Here is a 15,954-nt window from a genome sequence, read left to right as displayed (position 1 = left end):
GACGAATCGACATTCGTCAAATTTCACTGGAAGCCGAAATTCGGCCTGCAGTCGGTGGCCTGGAACGAGGCGGTGAAAATCAACGGTGCCGACCCGGACTTCCATCGCCGCGACCTCTGGCAGGCCATCCAATCCGGCAATTTCCCGGAATGGGAACTCAGGGTTCAGCTCTTCGACCAGGATTTCGCCGACAGCTTCGATTTCGATGTCCTGGATGCGACCAAGTTAATTCCGGAAGAGGTGCTCGAGCCGATCCCGGTCGGCCGCCTGGTGCTCGACCGCATGCCCGACAATTTCTTCGCCGAAACCGAGCAGGTGGCGTTCATGACGCAGAACGTCCCGCCCGGGGTCGACTTTTCCAACGATCCTTTGCTGCAGGGCCGGAACTTCTCGTATCTCGACACGCAGTTGAAGCGCCTGGGCGGCCCGAACTTCACGCACATCCCCATCAACGCGCCGAAGTGCCCGTTCAACCACTTCCAGCAGGATGGGCATATGGCCATGCGCAATCCTGTGGGCAGGACGAACTACCAGCCAATTCATTCGATGAAGGCCCGAGGGAATCGCCTCAGCGCGGCTTTCGTTCCTTCGCCGACGCCGAAGCCGGACAAAAACTACGCCTGCGCGCCGAGAGTTTCGCGGACCATTACAGCCAGGCGCGGCAGTTCTTCAACAGCCAGACCCCGCCCGAGCAGCGGCACATAGCGATGGCTCTGACCTTCGAGCTGAGCAAGGTCGAGACACCGGTCATACGCGAGCGAATGGTCGCCCATCTCATGAATATCGACGAAGGACTTGCCGTAACCGTTGCCGACAGGCTGGGCATCAAGGAATTGCCCAGACCGGCGGACGCCGCAATCGTGCCGAGGAACGATCTCGCACCGTCGCCGGCGCTCAGCATCATCCAGAACGGACCGGAAAGTTTCGCGGGCCGCAAGGTCGGCGTGCTTGTCAGCGCGGGCGCGGATGCCGCGCTTCTGAAGCGGCTGCAATCGGCGGTCGAGAAGGAGGGAGCCACCATGGAAGTGGTCGCCCCCCAGGTCGGCGGCGTCGAGGCCGGCGAGGGAAGCTGGATCGAGGCCCGGCATATGATCGACGGCGGGCCCTCCGTCCTGTTCGACGCCGTCGCCCTCGTCCTGTCGGACGAGGGGGCGCAACGGCTGACCGGCGAGGCAGCGGCGCGCGACTTCGTCGCCGACGCATTCGCCCACTGCAAGTTCATCGCCTTCACGGCCGCTTCTGTGCCGCTGCTGCAGAAAGCGGGCGTCGACCCGAAGGCCGATGAGGGCATGATTGACCTGACCGAGCCCAAAGCTGTTGCCGGCTTTGTGGAATCATGCCGCAAACTCCGTCTCTGGGGGCGGGAAATGGCTGTAAAACTGTGATCAGCCTGCGCCCTTCTGCGAGCCGAGTGCACCGACGAAGCCTTGGGAAGAGACTGCTCCGGTAAAAGAAAAGGCGCCCAAAGGACGCCTTAAGAGATGGGATTGCTGTCACAACGGGGGCTTGAGCTGAATTCAGCTCCTCGGGGGCTGAGGAACGGGATTTCTCCCTCAAGTTACATGCGACTATCGACGCCGGCCCTTAACAAGTCCTTACCGGGTCGCCAAAAAATTTACGAATGTGTACCACTCGTGAAATCTAGGTAAATTCGCGCGACATATTTCGTTAACCATGCCGGTTGCGGTCACTGCGCAAGTTGCGGCAGGTTCCTGAATAGCTCCAGCGCTTCCGGGTTGGCGAGCGCTTCCTTGTTCTTGATGGCGCGGCCGTGCACGACATCGCGCACCGCAAGCTCGGTGATCTTGCCCGACTTGGTGCGGGGGATGTCCGACACGGCGACGATCCTGGCCGGAACATGGCGGGGGCTGGCGCCGGCGCGGATCTTGGCGCGGATGCGTTTTTCCAGATCCTCGTCGAGCTGGACACCAGCGGCTAGCCGCACGAACAGCACGACGCGCACGTCATTGTCGAAATCCTGGCCGATGCACAGCGCCTCGAGGATTTCGGGCATCTGCTCGACCTGGTTGTAGATTTCCGCCGTGCCGATGCGCACGCCACCTGGATTGAGCGTCGCGTCCGAGCGGCCGTGGATGACCATGCCGCCATGACCGGTCCATTCGGCGAAATCGCCATGGCACCAGACATTGTCGAAACGCTCGAAATAGGCCGCCTGGTACTTCTTGCCGTCGGGATCGTTCCAGAAGCCGATCGGCATGGACGGGAAAGCCTTGGTGCAAACCAGTTCGCCCTTCGCCTGCCTGACCGGCTTGCCGTCATCATCCCAGACGTCGACGGCGAGGCCGAGGCCCGGCCCCTGGATCTCTCCTGTCCAGACCGGCTCGATCGGCACGCCGAGCACGAAGCAAGAGACGATATCGGTGCCACCGGACACCGAGGCCAGGTGCACATCCTTCTTGATGCCGTCATAGACGAAGCGGAAATCCTCGGGCGAAAGCGGCGATCCGGTGGAGGAGATGGCGCGCACCGTCGACAGATCATGGCTGCGGATCGGCTTGAGACCGGCTTTGCGCACCGAATCGATGAACTTGGCCGAAGTGCCGAAGAAGGTCATCTTCTCGGCATCGGCGAGGTCGAACAGCACATTACCGTCGGGATAGAAGGGGGAACCGTCGTAGAGCAGCAGCGTGGCGCCGGAGGCAAGACCCGATACCAGCCAGTTCCACATCATCCAGCCGCAGGTGGTGAAGTAGAAGAAGCGGTCGCCATCACCGAGGCCGGCATGCAGCCGGTGTTCCTTGACATGCTGGATCAGCGTGCCGCCGGCCGAATGGACGATGCATTTGGGAATGCCGGTGGTGCCGGACGAAAACAGGATGTAGAGCGGATGCGAAAACGGCAGCCGCTCGAAGGTGACTGGTTTGACGGCGAAGGGCGACAGCGCCTCTTCCATCGCCACGGCCTTGTCGATGGTATCGGCAACATCCGCGGATGTGCCGAGATAGTCGACGAGCAGAACCTTGCGGACGCTGCCGAGCCTGGCCGCGACCGCCTTGACCTTGTCGGCGACCTCGATCGCCTTGCCATTGTACCAATAGCCGTCCGGCGCGATGAAGACGACAGGCTCGATCTGGCCGAACCGGTCGAGCACACCCTGCTCGCCGAAATCAGGAGAACAGGATGACCACACCGCCCCGATCGAGGCCGCAGCCAGCATGGCGGCGACGGCTTCGGGCATGTTGGGCATCATTGCCGCGATACGGTCACCCTTCTTCACCTTAAGCGACAGGAAAAGCTGCTGCAGGCGCGAAACCAGGCCATGCAATTCGTTCCACGACAGCCGCCTCTCGACCTTGTCCTCGCCGCGAAAGACGATTGCTTCGCCGGCACCGGTCTTCTTCAGAAGGTTTTCGGCGAAATTCAGCGACGCGTCCGGGAAGAACGAAGCGCCGGGCATCTTGCCGCCATCGAGTAGCAGTCGCTCGCCCTTGTCGCCTTCAAGTCCGCAGAAATCCCAGACGAGATCCCAGAACGCCTCCCGGTTCTCGACCGACCAGCGATGAAGATCGGTATAGGACGAGAACGGACTGCCGGTAGTCGTTGCCGCGGCCTTCATGAAGGCGGTCAAGGGGGAGGCATCAATCTGGTCTTGCGTCGGGGTCCAGAGCGGTACTTCGCCAGCCATGATCGATCCTCCCACGGTCGCCATCGCTTATGCATATCGCAGCGCAGCAGAGCAAGATTTTGTTGGGCCGATGCGCCCAGGTGTGCGCAAATGCCATCGCTGGGCCATAAAGACTTGAAATGCGTCAGCCCTAAGTCGTAGTGACGACAGGGTTACACCCGTCGGACGATCGGTTTTTATCGGAATGGAAGCATACGGGGCTATATGCCATCATCCTTGATCCGCCGCGGAGTGTGGGCGATCGGCGTTGCCGCCATCGTCATCGCGCTGGTGGTCGCGGCCCTGCCGCTGATCGCCTCGACGCGGATCGTGCGTGACCGCATCGCGTGGGAGTTAAGCGCCTGGAGCGGCTTTCGAGTTGCCATCGAAGGGTCGCCGCGCATCGAGGTCTGGCCGAAATTCCGCGCGATCCTGACCGATGTGACACTGTCGAAGTGGACCGACGGCGATGCCCCGCCGGTCGTCGAAGCCGAAAGGGTCGAGGTTGACCTCTCGGCCATGGCGGCATTGCAGGGCGATGTGGCGTTTTCCACGGCACGGCTGGTGCGGCCGACAATCCGGGTGCAGCGCACGGCGGATGGCCTGTTCCTGCCCACGGCGCCGACGGGCGGGCGCATCGCGCGCTCCATCGACGCGGCTCGCGGCGTGGTCAATGCCGACCCCGCCAAGCCCGATCTCGACAAGCTGCCAGCCGACACTTTCGGCACCGTCGAGTTCAGGGATGGCCGCATGGTGGCGTCCGTCAACGGCAAGGATGTGGAGATCCTGAGCAGTCTTAGCGGCCAGGCCACCTGGGCGGCGATGAACAGCAATGCGACACTGTCCGCGACCGGGATCTGGCGCGGCGAAAGCGTGACGGTGGATGCCGCCTCGCCGAGACCGCTGGTGCTGTTTGCCGGGGGCACGGCGCCGCTCACCCTGTCCTTCAAGGCAGCGCCCGCCACCTTCTCCTTCGACGGCACCGCCAGCATGTCCGAAAACGCCTATTTCGACGGCCAGGTGAAATTCGCGGCCCCATCGCTGCGCCGCGTGCTGGAATGGTCGCAGGCCGGCATCGCGCCGAGCGCGGCAATCGGCTCGGTCAGCATTTCGAGCAAGGTCACGGCGTCGGCCGGCCGCATCAAATTCGAGAACACGGCGCTGGCGCTGGACAATAACCCGGGCATGGGCGCGCTGGACGTGTCGCTCGGCGAGACGCAGCCGGTGATTTCGGGCACGCTTGCCTTCGACACGCTCGACCTCAGGTCGTTCCTGTCCGCCTTCACGCCACTGGGACCGGCGACCAGCGCCGAGCCGGGCCAGGTCGACACGAGTTTCGCCGACCGGGTCAACCTCGATCTCAGGTTGTCGGCGGCCCATGCCACGGCGGGAAGCATCCAGCTTGCCGATGTCGCGGCCACCGCCCAGGTCAAGGACGGTCTTTCCGTCTTCGATATCTCCGACGCCTCGGCTTTTGGCGGCAACGTCCAGACCAGCCTTCGCTTCGACCGCAAACCCGAAGGCACCCAGGTCGAGATCCGGCTACTGGCCTCCGACGTCGATGGCGGCGCGTTCGGTACCGCGGCCGGGATGACCCGGCTGGTGCCGGTTGGCACGGGCACCGTTTCGGTCATCCTCAAGGGACCGGGAAGGACCTGGGATTCGATCTTCGAAAACGCCGACGGCTCGGTCTCGGCGACCTTCGGCCCTGGCGCGCTCAGCAAGTTCAACCTGCCGGCGTTTCTCAAGCATACCGAACAAGGCGGCTTCTTCGCGCTCGACGACGTCTCGGACGGGACGCTGCCCATCGATGGCGCCGAAGTGAAGGCAACCATTTCGAGAGGTGTGGCGAGACTCGACAAGGCAGAGGCCAATTCGGCGAAATACAAGATCTGGCTTTCCGGCATCGCATCCTACGCAGGACGCGGACTGGCACTGTCGGGCGGTGTTATCCAGCCGGATCAGCCTGCAACGCAAAAAACTGGCCAGCAAGGCCCCAACCAGTCGTCGTTTTTCGTCGGCGGAACGTGGAGCACGCCGTTCATTTCACCCATCAGCCGTGGCGTTTCGGGCGAATAAGGCATTGCTCCTGAAGCGCCGCTCCTAGAGAGGTTCAGCGTTTGATAGAATCGCCGATCCGCTCTAACTCTTTGTTTTCACGCAATTCCCAAGGGGAAGCGCTCCGCACTTCTCCCGGGAAAACCGTTGCACCCTTTTCCCGGAATTGCTCTACCCGCGTTGCGCGGCCCGCTCGTCAAGCTGCCGCTGCACCTCGCGTCGCTTGTTGGCGACCGAAGCGATGATCACGCCAACCGTGACGATCGCGATCAGGATGGTGCAGGCGGCATTGATCTCCGGCGTCACGCCGAGACGGACCTGGCTGTAGATCTTCATCGGCAGCGTGGTGGCGCCAGGGCCCGAAGCAAAGCTGGCGATGACCAGGTCGTCCAGTGACAGCGTGAAGGCCAGCATCCAGCCGGACACGATCGCCGGCAGGATGACCGGCAGCGTGATCTGGAAGAAGGTCTTCACCGGCGGCGCGCCAAGATCCATGGCGGCTTCCTCCAGCGAACGATCGAAGCTGACAAGCCGCGACTGCACGACGACCGCGACAAAGCACATTGTGAAGGTGATATGCGCGAGGATCACGGTCGTCATGCCGCGATCCATGCCGATGGCGACAAACAGCAGGAGCAGCGACAGGCCGGTAATGACATCAGGCATGACCAATGGTGCGAAGATCATGCCCGAGAACAGGACCCTGCCCCGGAAGCGTGTGTAGCGGGTCAGCGCCAAGGCGCCCATGGTGCCGAGAACCGTGGCCACGGTCGCTGAAATCAGACCGACGCGGATGGTCACCCATGCGGCGTCCATAAGGCCCTGATTGTGGAACAGCGACACGTACCATTTGGTCGAGAAGCCGCCCCAGACGGTGACGAGCTTGGACTCGTTGAAGGAGAAGACGACGAGCAGCACGATCGGCAAATAGAGAAAGGCAAAACCGAGCGTGATCGAGGTGATGTTGAAGCGGCTCCAGGTGGTGTTCATTTGTCCTGCTCCTGCGCGCGGGCCTGGGCATGCTGGAACAACACGATCGGTACGATCAGCAGCAATAGCAGGATGACGGCAACGGCCGACGACACCGGCCAGTCACGATTGGCGAAGAACTCGTTCCACAGCGTCTTGCCGATCATCAGCGTCTGTGAGCCGCCGAGCAGGTCGGGGATGACGAACTCACCGACGGCCGGGATGAACACCAGCAGGCAGCCGGCAATGACGCCCGGCAGCGACAGCGGGAAGGTGATCTTCCAGAAGGCAGCTGTCGGCGGGCAGCCGAGGTCCTTGGCTGCCTCGATCAAGGAATAGTCCATTTTTTCCAGCGACGAATAAAGCGGTAGCACCATGAACGGCAGGTAGGAATAAACGATGCCGATGAAGATTGCCGTATAGGTGTTGAGGATCACCAGCGGCTGGTCGATGATGCGCAGCGCCAGGAGCAGCTGGTTGAGCAGGCCCTCGGGCTTCAGGATCCCGATCCAGGCATAGACGCGGATCAGGAACGAGGTCCAGAACGGCAGGATGACCAGCATCAGCAATGTCGGGCGGATCGTGGCCGGAGCGCGCGCCATGCCATAGGCGATGGGATAGCCAACCAGCAAGGTCAGCACCGTCGAGACGGCAGCGATGACGACGCTGGTGAGGTAGGCCCTGAAGTAGAGTGCGTCCTGCGTCAGCCAGGCATAGTTGTCGAAGTTGAGGTCGCGAAAGCCGGCGAAGAAGCCGGAAACGCCGTCGCTGAAATCGAGCACCGGCGTATAGGGCGGCATGGCGATAGCCGTCTGCGACAGCGAGATCTTGAAGACGATGATGAAGGGGACAGAAAGAAGAACAACAGCCAGAGATAGGGAACGATGATGACGAGCCGGCTGACGAAGCCGGCACCCAGCCGTATCAGGAACGGCTCGGCGGCAGTCGATGGCGCGGCGGCATCGGCGACGGCGACATTGGACATGACCGCCCCCCTACCGTGCCAGCACGACGCCGGCGTCGGGCCGGAAGGACACCCAGGCACGGTCGTTCCAGGTCAGCGGGTCCTCGGTCACACGGGCCGCGTTCAGCGCGCTTGCCCGCACGATCTGCCCGTCGTCCAGCCTGACGTGATAGACCGTCATGTCGCCGAGATAGGCGATGTCGTAAACCTCGCCCTCCAGCGCGTTGACGGCATCGGCCGGCTTCTTCGACGAGACCCTGATCTTCTCCGGCCTGATGGCGAAGACGATATTGGCATCGGCCTTTGCATTCGCGCCACCATTCTCGACGACGATCTGGGCCCCGCTTGGACCTGTGATGCGCGTCGTGTTGGCCGACTGTTCGGCAACCTTGCCCTCGAACATGTTCACGTTGCCGACGAAATGGGCGACGAAGCGCGACGTCGGGGCTTCGTAGACTTCCGGCGGCGTCGCCACCTGCATCACCTCGCCCTTGTCCATGATGGCGATGCGGTCGGCCATCGTCATCGCCTCTTCCTGGTCATGGGTGACGACGACGAAGGTGAGACCAAGCTCCTGCTGCAGATCCATCAGTTCGAACTGGGTTTCCTCGCGCAGTTTCTTGTCGAGCGCGCCGAGCGGCTCGTCGAGCAGCAGCACCTTAGGTCGCTTGGCGACCGAGCGAGCAAGCGCGACGCGCTGGCGCTGGCCGCCGGAGAGCTGATGGGGCTTGCGCTTGGCGAACCGCTCGAGCTTGACCAGCTTCAGCATGTCGGCGACGCGCTTTTCGATATCGGGCTTGGCCATGCCTTCCTGCTTGAGGCCGAAGGCGATATTCTTCTCCACCGTCATATGCGGGAACAGGGCATAGGACTGGAACATCATGTTGACCGGCCGGCGATAAGGCGGAATGCCGCGCAGATCCTGGCCATCGAGCAGGATGCGGCCGGCCGTCGGTTCCTCGAAGCCGGCAAGCATCCTGAGCAGCGTCGACTTTCCGCAACCCGAGGCGCCAAGCAGGGCGAAGAACTCGCGCTCGAAAATGGTCAGCGACAGATTGTTGACGGCGGTGAAGTCACCGAACTTCTTGGTGACGTTGTCAAACTGGATATATGGCTTGGCGTTCGGGTCGTTCCATGGCGCGAAGTCCCTGCGGATGCTGCCAAGCGATTTCATATCCCACTCCGTGTTTTTATATTCCCCAAAAACAGAAAACGACCCCGGCAGTTGGCTGCCGGGGTCGCGTCGGATTGCCTACTGGCCGGTGACGATCTTGGTCCAGCTGCGCGTGACGATGCGTTGGGTCTTGGGATCGTAAGGCTGGATGGTATAGAGCTTCTGCAAGGTCGCGGCGTCCGGATAAACCGAAGGATCGTCGAGCAGCGCCTTGTCGACGAATTGCTGCGATGCCTTGTTGCCGTTGGCATAAAGGACATAGTTCGACGATTTGGCGATCACTTCCGGCGTCATCATGTAGTTGATGAATTCGAGCGCCTCGGCGACATGCGGCGCATCGGCGGGGATCGCCATCTGATCGAACCACATCTGGGCGCCTTCCTTCGGCACGGAATAGCCGATTTCCACGCCTTGCTTGGCCTCGACCGCGCGGTTGCGAGCCTGGAACACATCACCCGACCAGCCGACCGCCAGGCAGATGTCGCCATTGGCAAGCGCGTTGATGTATTCGGACGAGTGGAACTTCCTGATGTAGGGACGGATCTTGAGAAGAGCTTCCTCGGCCTTGGCGATATCGTCAGGCGAGGTGCTGTTGGGGTCCAGACCGAGATACTTCAGCGCCGCTGGTATGATGTCGGACGGAGAATCCAGCACATAGACACCGCAATCCTTCAACTTGGCCAGGCTGTCCGGATTGAAGAAGGTATCCCAGCTGTCGATCTTGTCGGTGCCGAGCGCTGCCTGCACTTTCTTGGTGTTGTAACCGATGCCGACCGTGCCCCACATGTAATTGACCGAGTATTCGTTGCCGGGGTCGTATTTGGCGGTGCGCTCCGTGACCGTATCCCACATGTTGGAGAGGTTCGGCAGCTTAGACTTGTCGAGCTTCTGGAACACGCCGGCCTGGATTTGGCGGGCGAGGAAACTGCCGCTCGGCACGACGACGTCGTAGCCGCTGCCGCCGGCGAGCAGCTTGGTTTCGAGGATTTCGTTGGAATCGAAGGTGTCGTAAACGACCTTGATGCCGGTCTTCTTGGTGAAATCATCGATGATCGAACTGTCGATATAGTCCGACCAGTTGAAGACGTTGACGACGCGGTCCGCGGCGTGACCGGCTGGCATCGAAAGCGCCAGAAATACCGAGGTTGCCGAAAGCCAGAACGCTTTGCGGATCATGCTATTCTCCTTTGGTGAGTGTTCCATTGCCGGCGCGTCGCGACATGCTCGCGCGGCCGGGCATTTGCTTCAGACTATTGAGCTTTCCGGGGGCCGACAAGCGCCAACCGGCACGCCGCCCGCGGCCACCAGGTTGTTCGGGGCGGGAAGGAATTGCGGTGCCGTCAGAAGCTTTCGCCGCCGCGCGGACAGAGATACAAGAATGTGGTCCGGTCTCGATCGAGCCGCCGGGGAGACTTGGCAAGATACGCCTGTCTTGTTGTTGCCGTAGTCCCAGCCTGCCCGGGCGGCAGCGACATTGTCAATGGGCAAAGCTTCGGCGCCGGCATCAATTAGGCGAAGGCACTCCGGTGACCCCAGCCCGCTGCGGCCGCGCCTGGCGTTTGAATTCGAGCCCGATATGGACAAGCAGCGCCGTGACCACCACCGCGCCGCCTATGATGGTGCGCCCGGACGGCACCTCGGAATGGATGAGCCAGACCCATATCGGCCCCAGGATCGGCTCGAACGTGCCGAGCAGTGCCGCGATCGCCGCCGGGATCAGGCGCGCGCCGGTGGCGAAGAAAGCAAGGCCAAGGCCGAGATTGACCACACCAAAGACGAAGAGAAAGCCCATGTCGCCGGCCGATACCGTGAAGGTCGAGGCCTGCGAGGCAGCGAAGCCTGCGGCCAGGATCGTGCCGAGACAGGTCGCCGGCGTCATGCGCACGCTGGAGAAGCGCCGGGTGATGACGGTGGCGGTCGAGAACATGAATGCGATCAGCAGCGCCAGTCCGTCGCCTATGGGCGAGACGGAGCCGTCAAGAGATTCAGACACCATGATGGCGACGCCGGCGATGACGGCGGCAATCGCCATCCAGGTTGCGACGGTTACTCTTTCGCGAAACAGCGCCCAGGCAAACAGGGCCGCCAGGAGCGGCACGCCAGCCTGCATCAGGAGGATATTGGCGACTGTGGTATAGGCAAGCGCCACGACGAACGAGGTCGACGCAATGGCGAAGCAGAATCCCACCGCAATGCCCGGCAGGCCCATGTCCCGGAACGACTTCACCATGCCGCGCCAGCCGTCACGCCAGGCCATGAAGCAGAGCAGGAAGGCGGCAGCCCAGACGGAGCGCCAGAAGATAACCGTCCAGCTGTCGCCAACGCTGATGAAGCGGGCGATGGTGCCGCCGAAACTCCACATCAGCGCCGACAGGAAGACCAGCAGCATGCCGACGCGTTCCTCGCGCGGCGAGACTGTCGAGGTAGCAAGGCCGGGCGATGATGCTGTGTCTGTCATGGCGCGACTGTCGAGCTTTTGTGGACGGGACGATGCGCAAGGGGCGACAATAAACTGCTCTGTTCGCGTAACGCAAAGACTTGGGCCGCGGGTGATCCAGAGACCGGCGACGATTGTGGCACCTTTGCTGCAGCGTTACTGGAAATCGAACGCGCTCAGGCCGGTCACCATCTCGTCGAGGCCGAGCGGTCTGGTCACCGGCGGCTCTGCGCGCGCCAGGCAGCCGACACGCTCGCAAAGCCGGCAGGCCGGGCCGACTGGCGTCGCCGCGATGCCCGCCCCTACCTTTGCACCGACTGCCGTGCCGGGCAGGGCCGCACCATAGACCATGTCGTCGCGAAAGCCGATGTCGCAGCCGAGCAGCAGTGCCGTGCGGCGCGGGCGTTCGGAGAACGCTCCTTGCGGCCCCTCCAGGGTGCGGGCCATGCATAGGAACTCGGCGCCGTCGGGCATTTCCACCGCCTCGACGAAGATCTGGCCGGGCTGGGTGAAGGCGACATGCACGGGCAGCTTGGGACAGCCGCCGCCAAACCGGCTTTGCGGAAAGCCCTGGCTGCCGGCCTTGCGAAAGCGGTTTCCGGCATTGTCGACCTCCAGCATGAAGAAGGGCACGCCAGAAGCCCCTGGCCGCTGCAGCATGGTCAGCCGGTTTGCCGCCTGCTCGAAGGAAACGCCAAAGCGCGAGCGCAGGACGTCGATGTCGTAACGTGAGCGAATAGCCGCCGCGTGAAAGGGCTGATAGGGCATCATCAGCGCATGGGCGGCATAGCGGCCGAGCTCGAAGCGGGCAAGGCGGCGCGCCTCGTCCGTGGCCAGTCTCAGCGCCTGAATCTCGCCGGCGACCGCGACCGTCATGCGGATCAGGCAGGCCTCCATCGCGACTTCACGCAACTGGTCGAAAGGCGACAGGCGCTCGGAAAGGAACAGGCGCTGCGAATGGCGGTCGTAGCGACGGCGCCAGTTCGGCATGGTGGCGACCGGCAGAACCTTGACCACGATGCCGTATTCGCGCTTCAGCCATGCCTTCAAGGCGCCAGACAGGTCGTCACCGGGATCAAGCACCGACGTGAACGCCTCGGCCTCTTCCTCGAGCGAGGAAAAATGGTTCGGTCGCCGCTCGAAAATCTCGTGCACCTCGTCGATCGGCAGGCGGGCGCCGGAGAGCGCGGTCGCCCGCCCTTCGCGCGCCAGAAGCTCGTTGAGGTCGGACAGCCGCTCGGCCTGCTCGCGATAGGCGCGGAACAGTTTTATCACCGCGGCGGAGGCATTGGGCGCCGCCTCGGCAAGCTCGATCAGTTCCTGGTCTCCCGGCAGTTCGCCGACAAGCAACGGATCGGAGAACACCTCCTTCAGGGCAGCGACCGAGCCCCTCGCCTCGCCCTGCAGCTCATGCGGATCGACCTTGTAGACGGAGGCCAGCTTCAGGATCAGTTGCACCGTCAGCGGCCGCTGGTTGCGCTCGATCAGATTGAGGTAGGACGGCGAGATGCCGAGCCCCTCGGCCATCGCCGTCTGGGTCAGGCCCTTGGCGCTGCGGATGCGGCGAATACGCGGCCCGGCGAAAATCTTCTGATCAGCCATCGACTATCCTTGACAAGATTTACACGACATCCGCCGCAATCCCAAAGCCGCTTTCCTTTACAGGATTGACAAATTTACAGTGCCATCCTGTCAAACACAACACAGATTTTCTCTTATATCCGACCGGTTTTCCTAATTTTTCTGGCTCATCTCGCGCCGAAATGTAAATTCAGTCACATAGAAGCGCCCCCAACAAATTGGCGCGCAGACATCATACAGAACCCTCCGGAGTGACCAATGACTGATTTTTACAACCTCGTTCCCTCGGCGCCTGAAGGTCGCTTCGACGGCATTGAACGCCCTTATTCGCCGGAGGACGTGAAGCGGCTGCGCGGTTCGGTGCAGATCAGGCAGAGCCTTGCCGAAATGGGGGCCAACCGGCTGTGGAAACTCATCCACGAGGACGACTTCGTCAACGCATTGGGCGCCATGTCCGGCAACCAGGCGATGCAGCAGGTGCGCGCCGGACTGAAGGCGATCTATCTGTCGGGCTGGCAGGTTGCCGCCGACGCGAACACCGCCTCGGCAATGTATCCCGACCAGTCGCTCTATCCGGCCAATGCGGCGCCCGAACTGGTCAAGCGCATCAACCGCACGCTGCAGCGCGCCGACCAGATCGAGACCTCCGAGGGCAAGGGGCTTTCTGTCGAGACCTGGTTCGCACCGATCGTTGCCGACGCCGAAGCCGGCTTCGGCGGTCCGCTCAATGCCTTCGAGATCATGAAGGCATTCATCGAGGCGGGCGCCGCCGGCGTCCACTATGAGGACCAACTGGCATCGGAGAAAAAGTGCGGCCATCTCGGTGGCAAGGTGCTGATCCCGACCGCGGCGCATATCCGCAACCTCAACGCGGCGCGGCTCGCGGCCGACGTGATGGGCACACCCACACTGGTCGTGGCACGCACCGACGCGGAGGCGGCAAAGCTGCTCACCTCCGATATCGATGAGCGCGACCAGCCCTTCGTCGACTATGATGCCGGCCGCACGGTGGAAGGCTTCTACCAGGTCAGGAACGGCATCGAGCCTTGCATCGCGCGGGCCATTGCCTACGCGCCCCACGCCGACCTGATCTGGTGCGAGACCTCGATGCCCGACCTGGCGCAGGCCAAGAAATTCGCCGAGGGTGTGCGCAGGCACCATCCGGGCAAGCTGCTCGCCTATAATTGCTCGCCGTCGTTCAACTGGAAGAAGAATCTCGACGACGCCACGATCGCCAAGTTCCAGCGGGAACTGGGCGCCATGGGCTACAAGTTCCAGTTCATCACGCTGGCCGGCTTCCACCAGCTCAACTACGGCATGTTCGAACTCGCCCGCGGCTACAAGGCGCGGCAGATGGCGGCCTATTCCGAGTTGCAGGACGCGGAATTCGCCGCGGAAGCCAATGGCTACACCGCGACCAAGCACCAGCGGGAGGTCGGCACCGGCTATTTCGACGCCGTCTCGATGGCGATCACCGGGGGCCGGTCATCGACCACCGCCATGCATGAATCGACCGAGCACGCGCAGTTCAAGCCGGCAGCGGAGTGAGTTCGCAAAAAGACGACCAACAGAGGAACGCCCGAGAGGGCAAGGACATAGGAGAAGACCAATGGCATCGATAAGCCGTGTCAAGGAACGGGCGGAAGAGCAATCGACCACGATGAGCGTCGACCAGCAGGCGACGATCCGCATGCTGGCCAACGATCTGCACAGGCTGAACCAGTCGGTGATGAAGGCCGTCGAGGCGGGCGTCTCGGTGGAGCTCGTGCGCTCTGCAAGGCACCATGGCGGCGACGGCAATTGGGGCGATCTGCTGATCCCGGTGATCGTCACGCAGCAGAGCCACAGCTGATCGGAAATGGTCCAGGCGACCCTTCACCTGCGCAATGTATGCGCAGGTGAATTTTATTTTTACGTAACCAAGCCATGGACAGAGCAGTACAGTACTGTTGCTTGAATCCACTGTTGTGGAGAGTGCCATCCGGTTCTTTTATTTCAACTTGACATAGGGTCCGATCTCACGCCAATTGTCGCCCAGATTCAACTCTGCATTGAAATAGGGGCGAACTTCTTGGCCGACTTGGGTGCCCCGTGAAACGAGACGGCGAGACCGCAAAACATGTGAATCTGGTGACCCGGGATTCAAGTACCGAGACGATCCACGATCTCTCCCGGGTGCTTGTCGTCGGGAAGTCGCCGATCAACCGGGTCGTGGTATCGAAGATCGTCGAGCGATCCGGACTCAGACCAATCTCGGAATCGCCTGATATCGCAGCGAAAACCTTGCGGACGCTGGTGCCGGGCGCGATTGTGCTCGACGGCGGCCCCGACAACAAGGATTGCGACAACCTGATGCCCGACATCGAAAAATTGCGCCGGGCCTCGGGCAAATCGCTTCCTCCCGTGATCCTGCTTTCAACCAAGAACGGCACGCCGGAGAGCCTTGGCCTGGCGAATATCATCGATGCGGTGGTGGCCAAGCCGATCACGCCCGAACGGCTGCAACCGGTGATCGATCGTCTGATCAGCCGCTGAGGCAATTGCGGGAAAGTCGTGCAGCGGTTTTTTCCCTCCGGAATTATGCAAAAAGCAAATAATCGAAGTCGCGATCAGCCCGGCTTCGCGATGCTTTCTATCAGTTCCGGCAATTGGCCGAGATCCGATATCTGGCGGAAACGCGGCTCGGCAACTGGCGCCTCGACGTGTTCGAGCACCCAGGTCAGTTCGTGTGGCACATGGACACCCCAGCCGCCGGCCTCGATGGCGGGCACCACGTCCGACTTCAGCGAATTGCCGACCATCATGCTCCTTGCCGGACCATCGCCATGGCGGTTGAAAAGGCGCGCATAAGTCGCGGCGGTCTTGTCGCTGACGATCTCGACGGCGTCGAACAGGTCGCCCAGACCGGAGCCGACCAGCTTGCGCTCCTGATCAAACAGATCGCCCTTGGTGATCAGGACGAGGCGGAAGGTGCCGGCGAGTTTCTCGACCGTCTCGCGTGCATGCGGCAACGGCTCGATCGGATGGCGCAGCATCTCGCGGCCGGCGTCCAGAATCTCCGCTATGACCGAAGCCGGTACGCGCCCGTCGGTGACCTCGATCGCCGTTTCGATCATCGAGAGCGTAAATCCCTTGATCCCGAAACC

General features: G+C 62.2%; 11 protein-coding genes and 2 pseudogenes. 5 read left to right on the top strand and 8 right to left on the bottom strand.

Translation table 11 applies throughout. The features are described from left to right. Positions 1-1,385 (top strand): annotated as a pseudogene (locus EOA36_RS09220) (catalase); the annotation flags it as partial. 302 nt (positions 1,386-1,687) lie between these two features. Here EOA36_RS09220 and EOA36_RS09215 read toward each other — a convergent pair. Further along, positions 1,688-3,646: an acetoacetate--CoA ligase gene (locus tag EOA36_RS09215; protein WP_127277038.1), complete on the bottom strand. Its 1,959-nt coding sequence runs from the start codon at positions 3,644-3,646 to the stop codon at positions 1,688-1,690. A 204-nt stretch (positions 3,647-3,850) separates the two neighbouring features. On the opposite strand from EOA36_RS09215, the gene EOA36_RS09210 reads away from it, so the two are divergent. After that, positions 3,851-5,704: an AsmA family protein gene (locus EOA36_RS09210; RefSeq protein ID WP_127277036.1), complete on the top strand. Its 1,854-nt coding sequence runs from the start codon at positions 3,851-3,853 to the stop codon at positions 5,702-5,704. 150 nt (positions 5,705-5,854) lie between these two features. Here the strand turns inward: EOA36_RS09210 and EOA36_RS09205 are convergent, their stop codons facing one another. From EOA36_RS09205 to EOA36_RS09180, 6 genes and pseudogenes are all read right to left on the bottom strand, one after another. Further along, positions 5,855-6,673: an ABC transporter permease subunit gene (locus EOA36_RS09205; protein ID WP_127277034.1), complete on the bottom strand. Its 819-nt coding sequence runs from the start codon at positions 6,671-6,673 to the stop codon at positions 5,855-5,857. Then, a pseudogene (locus EOA36_RS09200) lies at positions 6,670-7,580 on the bottom strand (ABC transporter permease subunit). Before EOA36_RS09200 ends, EOA36_RS09205 begins: the two are co-directional and overlap by 4 nt. A 67-nt stretch (positions 7,581-7,647) precedes the next feature. Then, positions 7,648-8,790, bottom strand: a complete 1,143-nt coding sequence (locus EOA36_RS09195) for an ABC transporter ATP-binding protein (RefSeq protein WP_127277032.1) — start codon at positions 8,788-8,790, stop codon at positions 7,648-7,650. Between the two features lie 78 nt (positions 8,791-8,868). Beyond that, positions 8,869-9,966, bottom strand: coding sequence for a polyamine ABC transporter substrate-binding protein (locus EOA36_RS09190; protein WP_127277030.1), 1,098 nt, complete (start codon positions 9,964-9,966; stop codon positions 8,869-8,871). Positions 9,967-10,294: 328 nt separating this feature from the next. Beyond that, positions 10,295-11,248 carry a DMT family transporter gene (locus tag EOA36_RS09185; protein ID WP_127277028.1) on the bottom strand — a complete coding sequence of 318 codons (954 nt, stop codon included), beginning with the start codon at positions 11,246-11,248 and terminating at the stop codon, positions 10,295-10,297. 135 nt (positions 11,249-11,383) lie between these two features. Beyond that, positions 11,384-12,829, bottom strand: coding sequence for an XRE family transcriptional regulator (locus EOA36_RS09180; RefSeq protein ID WP_127277026.1), 1,446 nt, complete (start codon positions 12,827-12,829; stop codon positions 11,384-11,386). A gap of 237 nt (positions 12,830-13,066) precedes the next feature. Between EOA36_RS09180 and aceA the strand changes: the two genes are divergently transcribed. The 3 genes from aceA to EOA36_RS09165 all read left to right on the top strand — a co-directional run bounded on the left by aceA (position 13,067) and on the right by EOA36_RS09165 (position 15,343). Beyond that, complete coding sequence (gene aceA, locus EOA36_RS09175; RefSeq protein ID WP_127277024.1) at positions 13,067-14,356, top strand: isocitrate lyase; 1,290 nt, start codon at positions 13,067-13,069, stop codon at positions 14,354-14,356. 61 nt (positions 14,357-14,417) lie between these two features. Beyond that, a complete protein-coding gene (locus EOA36_RS09170; protein WP_023766759.1) occupies positions 14,418-14,660 on the top strand; it encodes a hypothetical protein in 243 nt (80 codons plus the stop codon). 278 nt (positions 14,661-14,938) lie between these two features. Further along, positions 14,939-15,343 (top strand): response regulator, encoded by a 405-nt coding sequence (locus EOA36_RS09165; RefSeq protein ID WP_245464301.1) that lies wholly within the window; start codon positions 14,939-14,941, stop codon positions 15,341-15,343. 74 nt (positions 15,344-15,417) lie between these two features. Here the strand turns inward: EOA36_RS09165 and EOA36_RS09160 are convergent. Continuing rightward, the coding region (locus EOA36_RS09160; RefSeq protein ID WP_145969132.1) for an HAD family hydrolase at positions 15,418-15,954 on the bottom strand (537 nt) is incomplete at its 5' end.

Origin of the sequence: Mesorhizobium sp. M8A.F.Ca.ET.021.01.1.1 (assembly GCF_003998025.1) — a bacterium.
In the GTDB taxonomy this organism is placed as follows: Bacteria; Pseudomonadota; Alphaproteobacteria; order Rhizobiales; family Rhizobiaceae; genus Mesorhizobium.
This window is presented reverse-complemented; position numbering and strand designations above follow the sequence as displayed.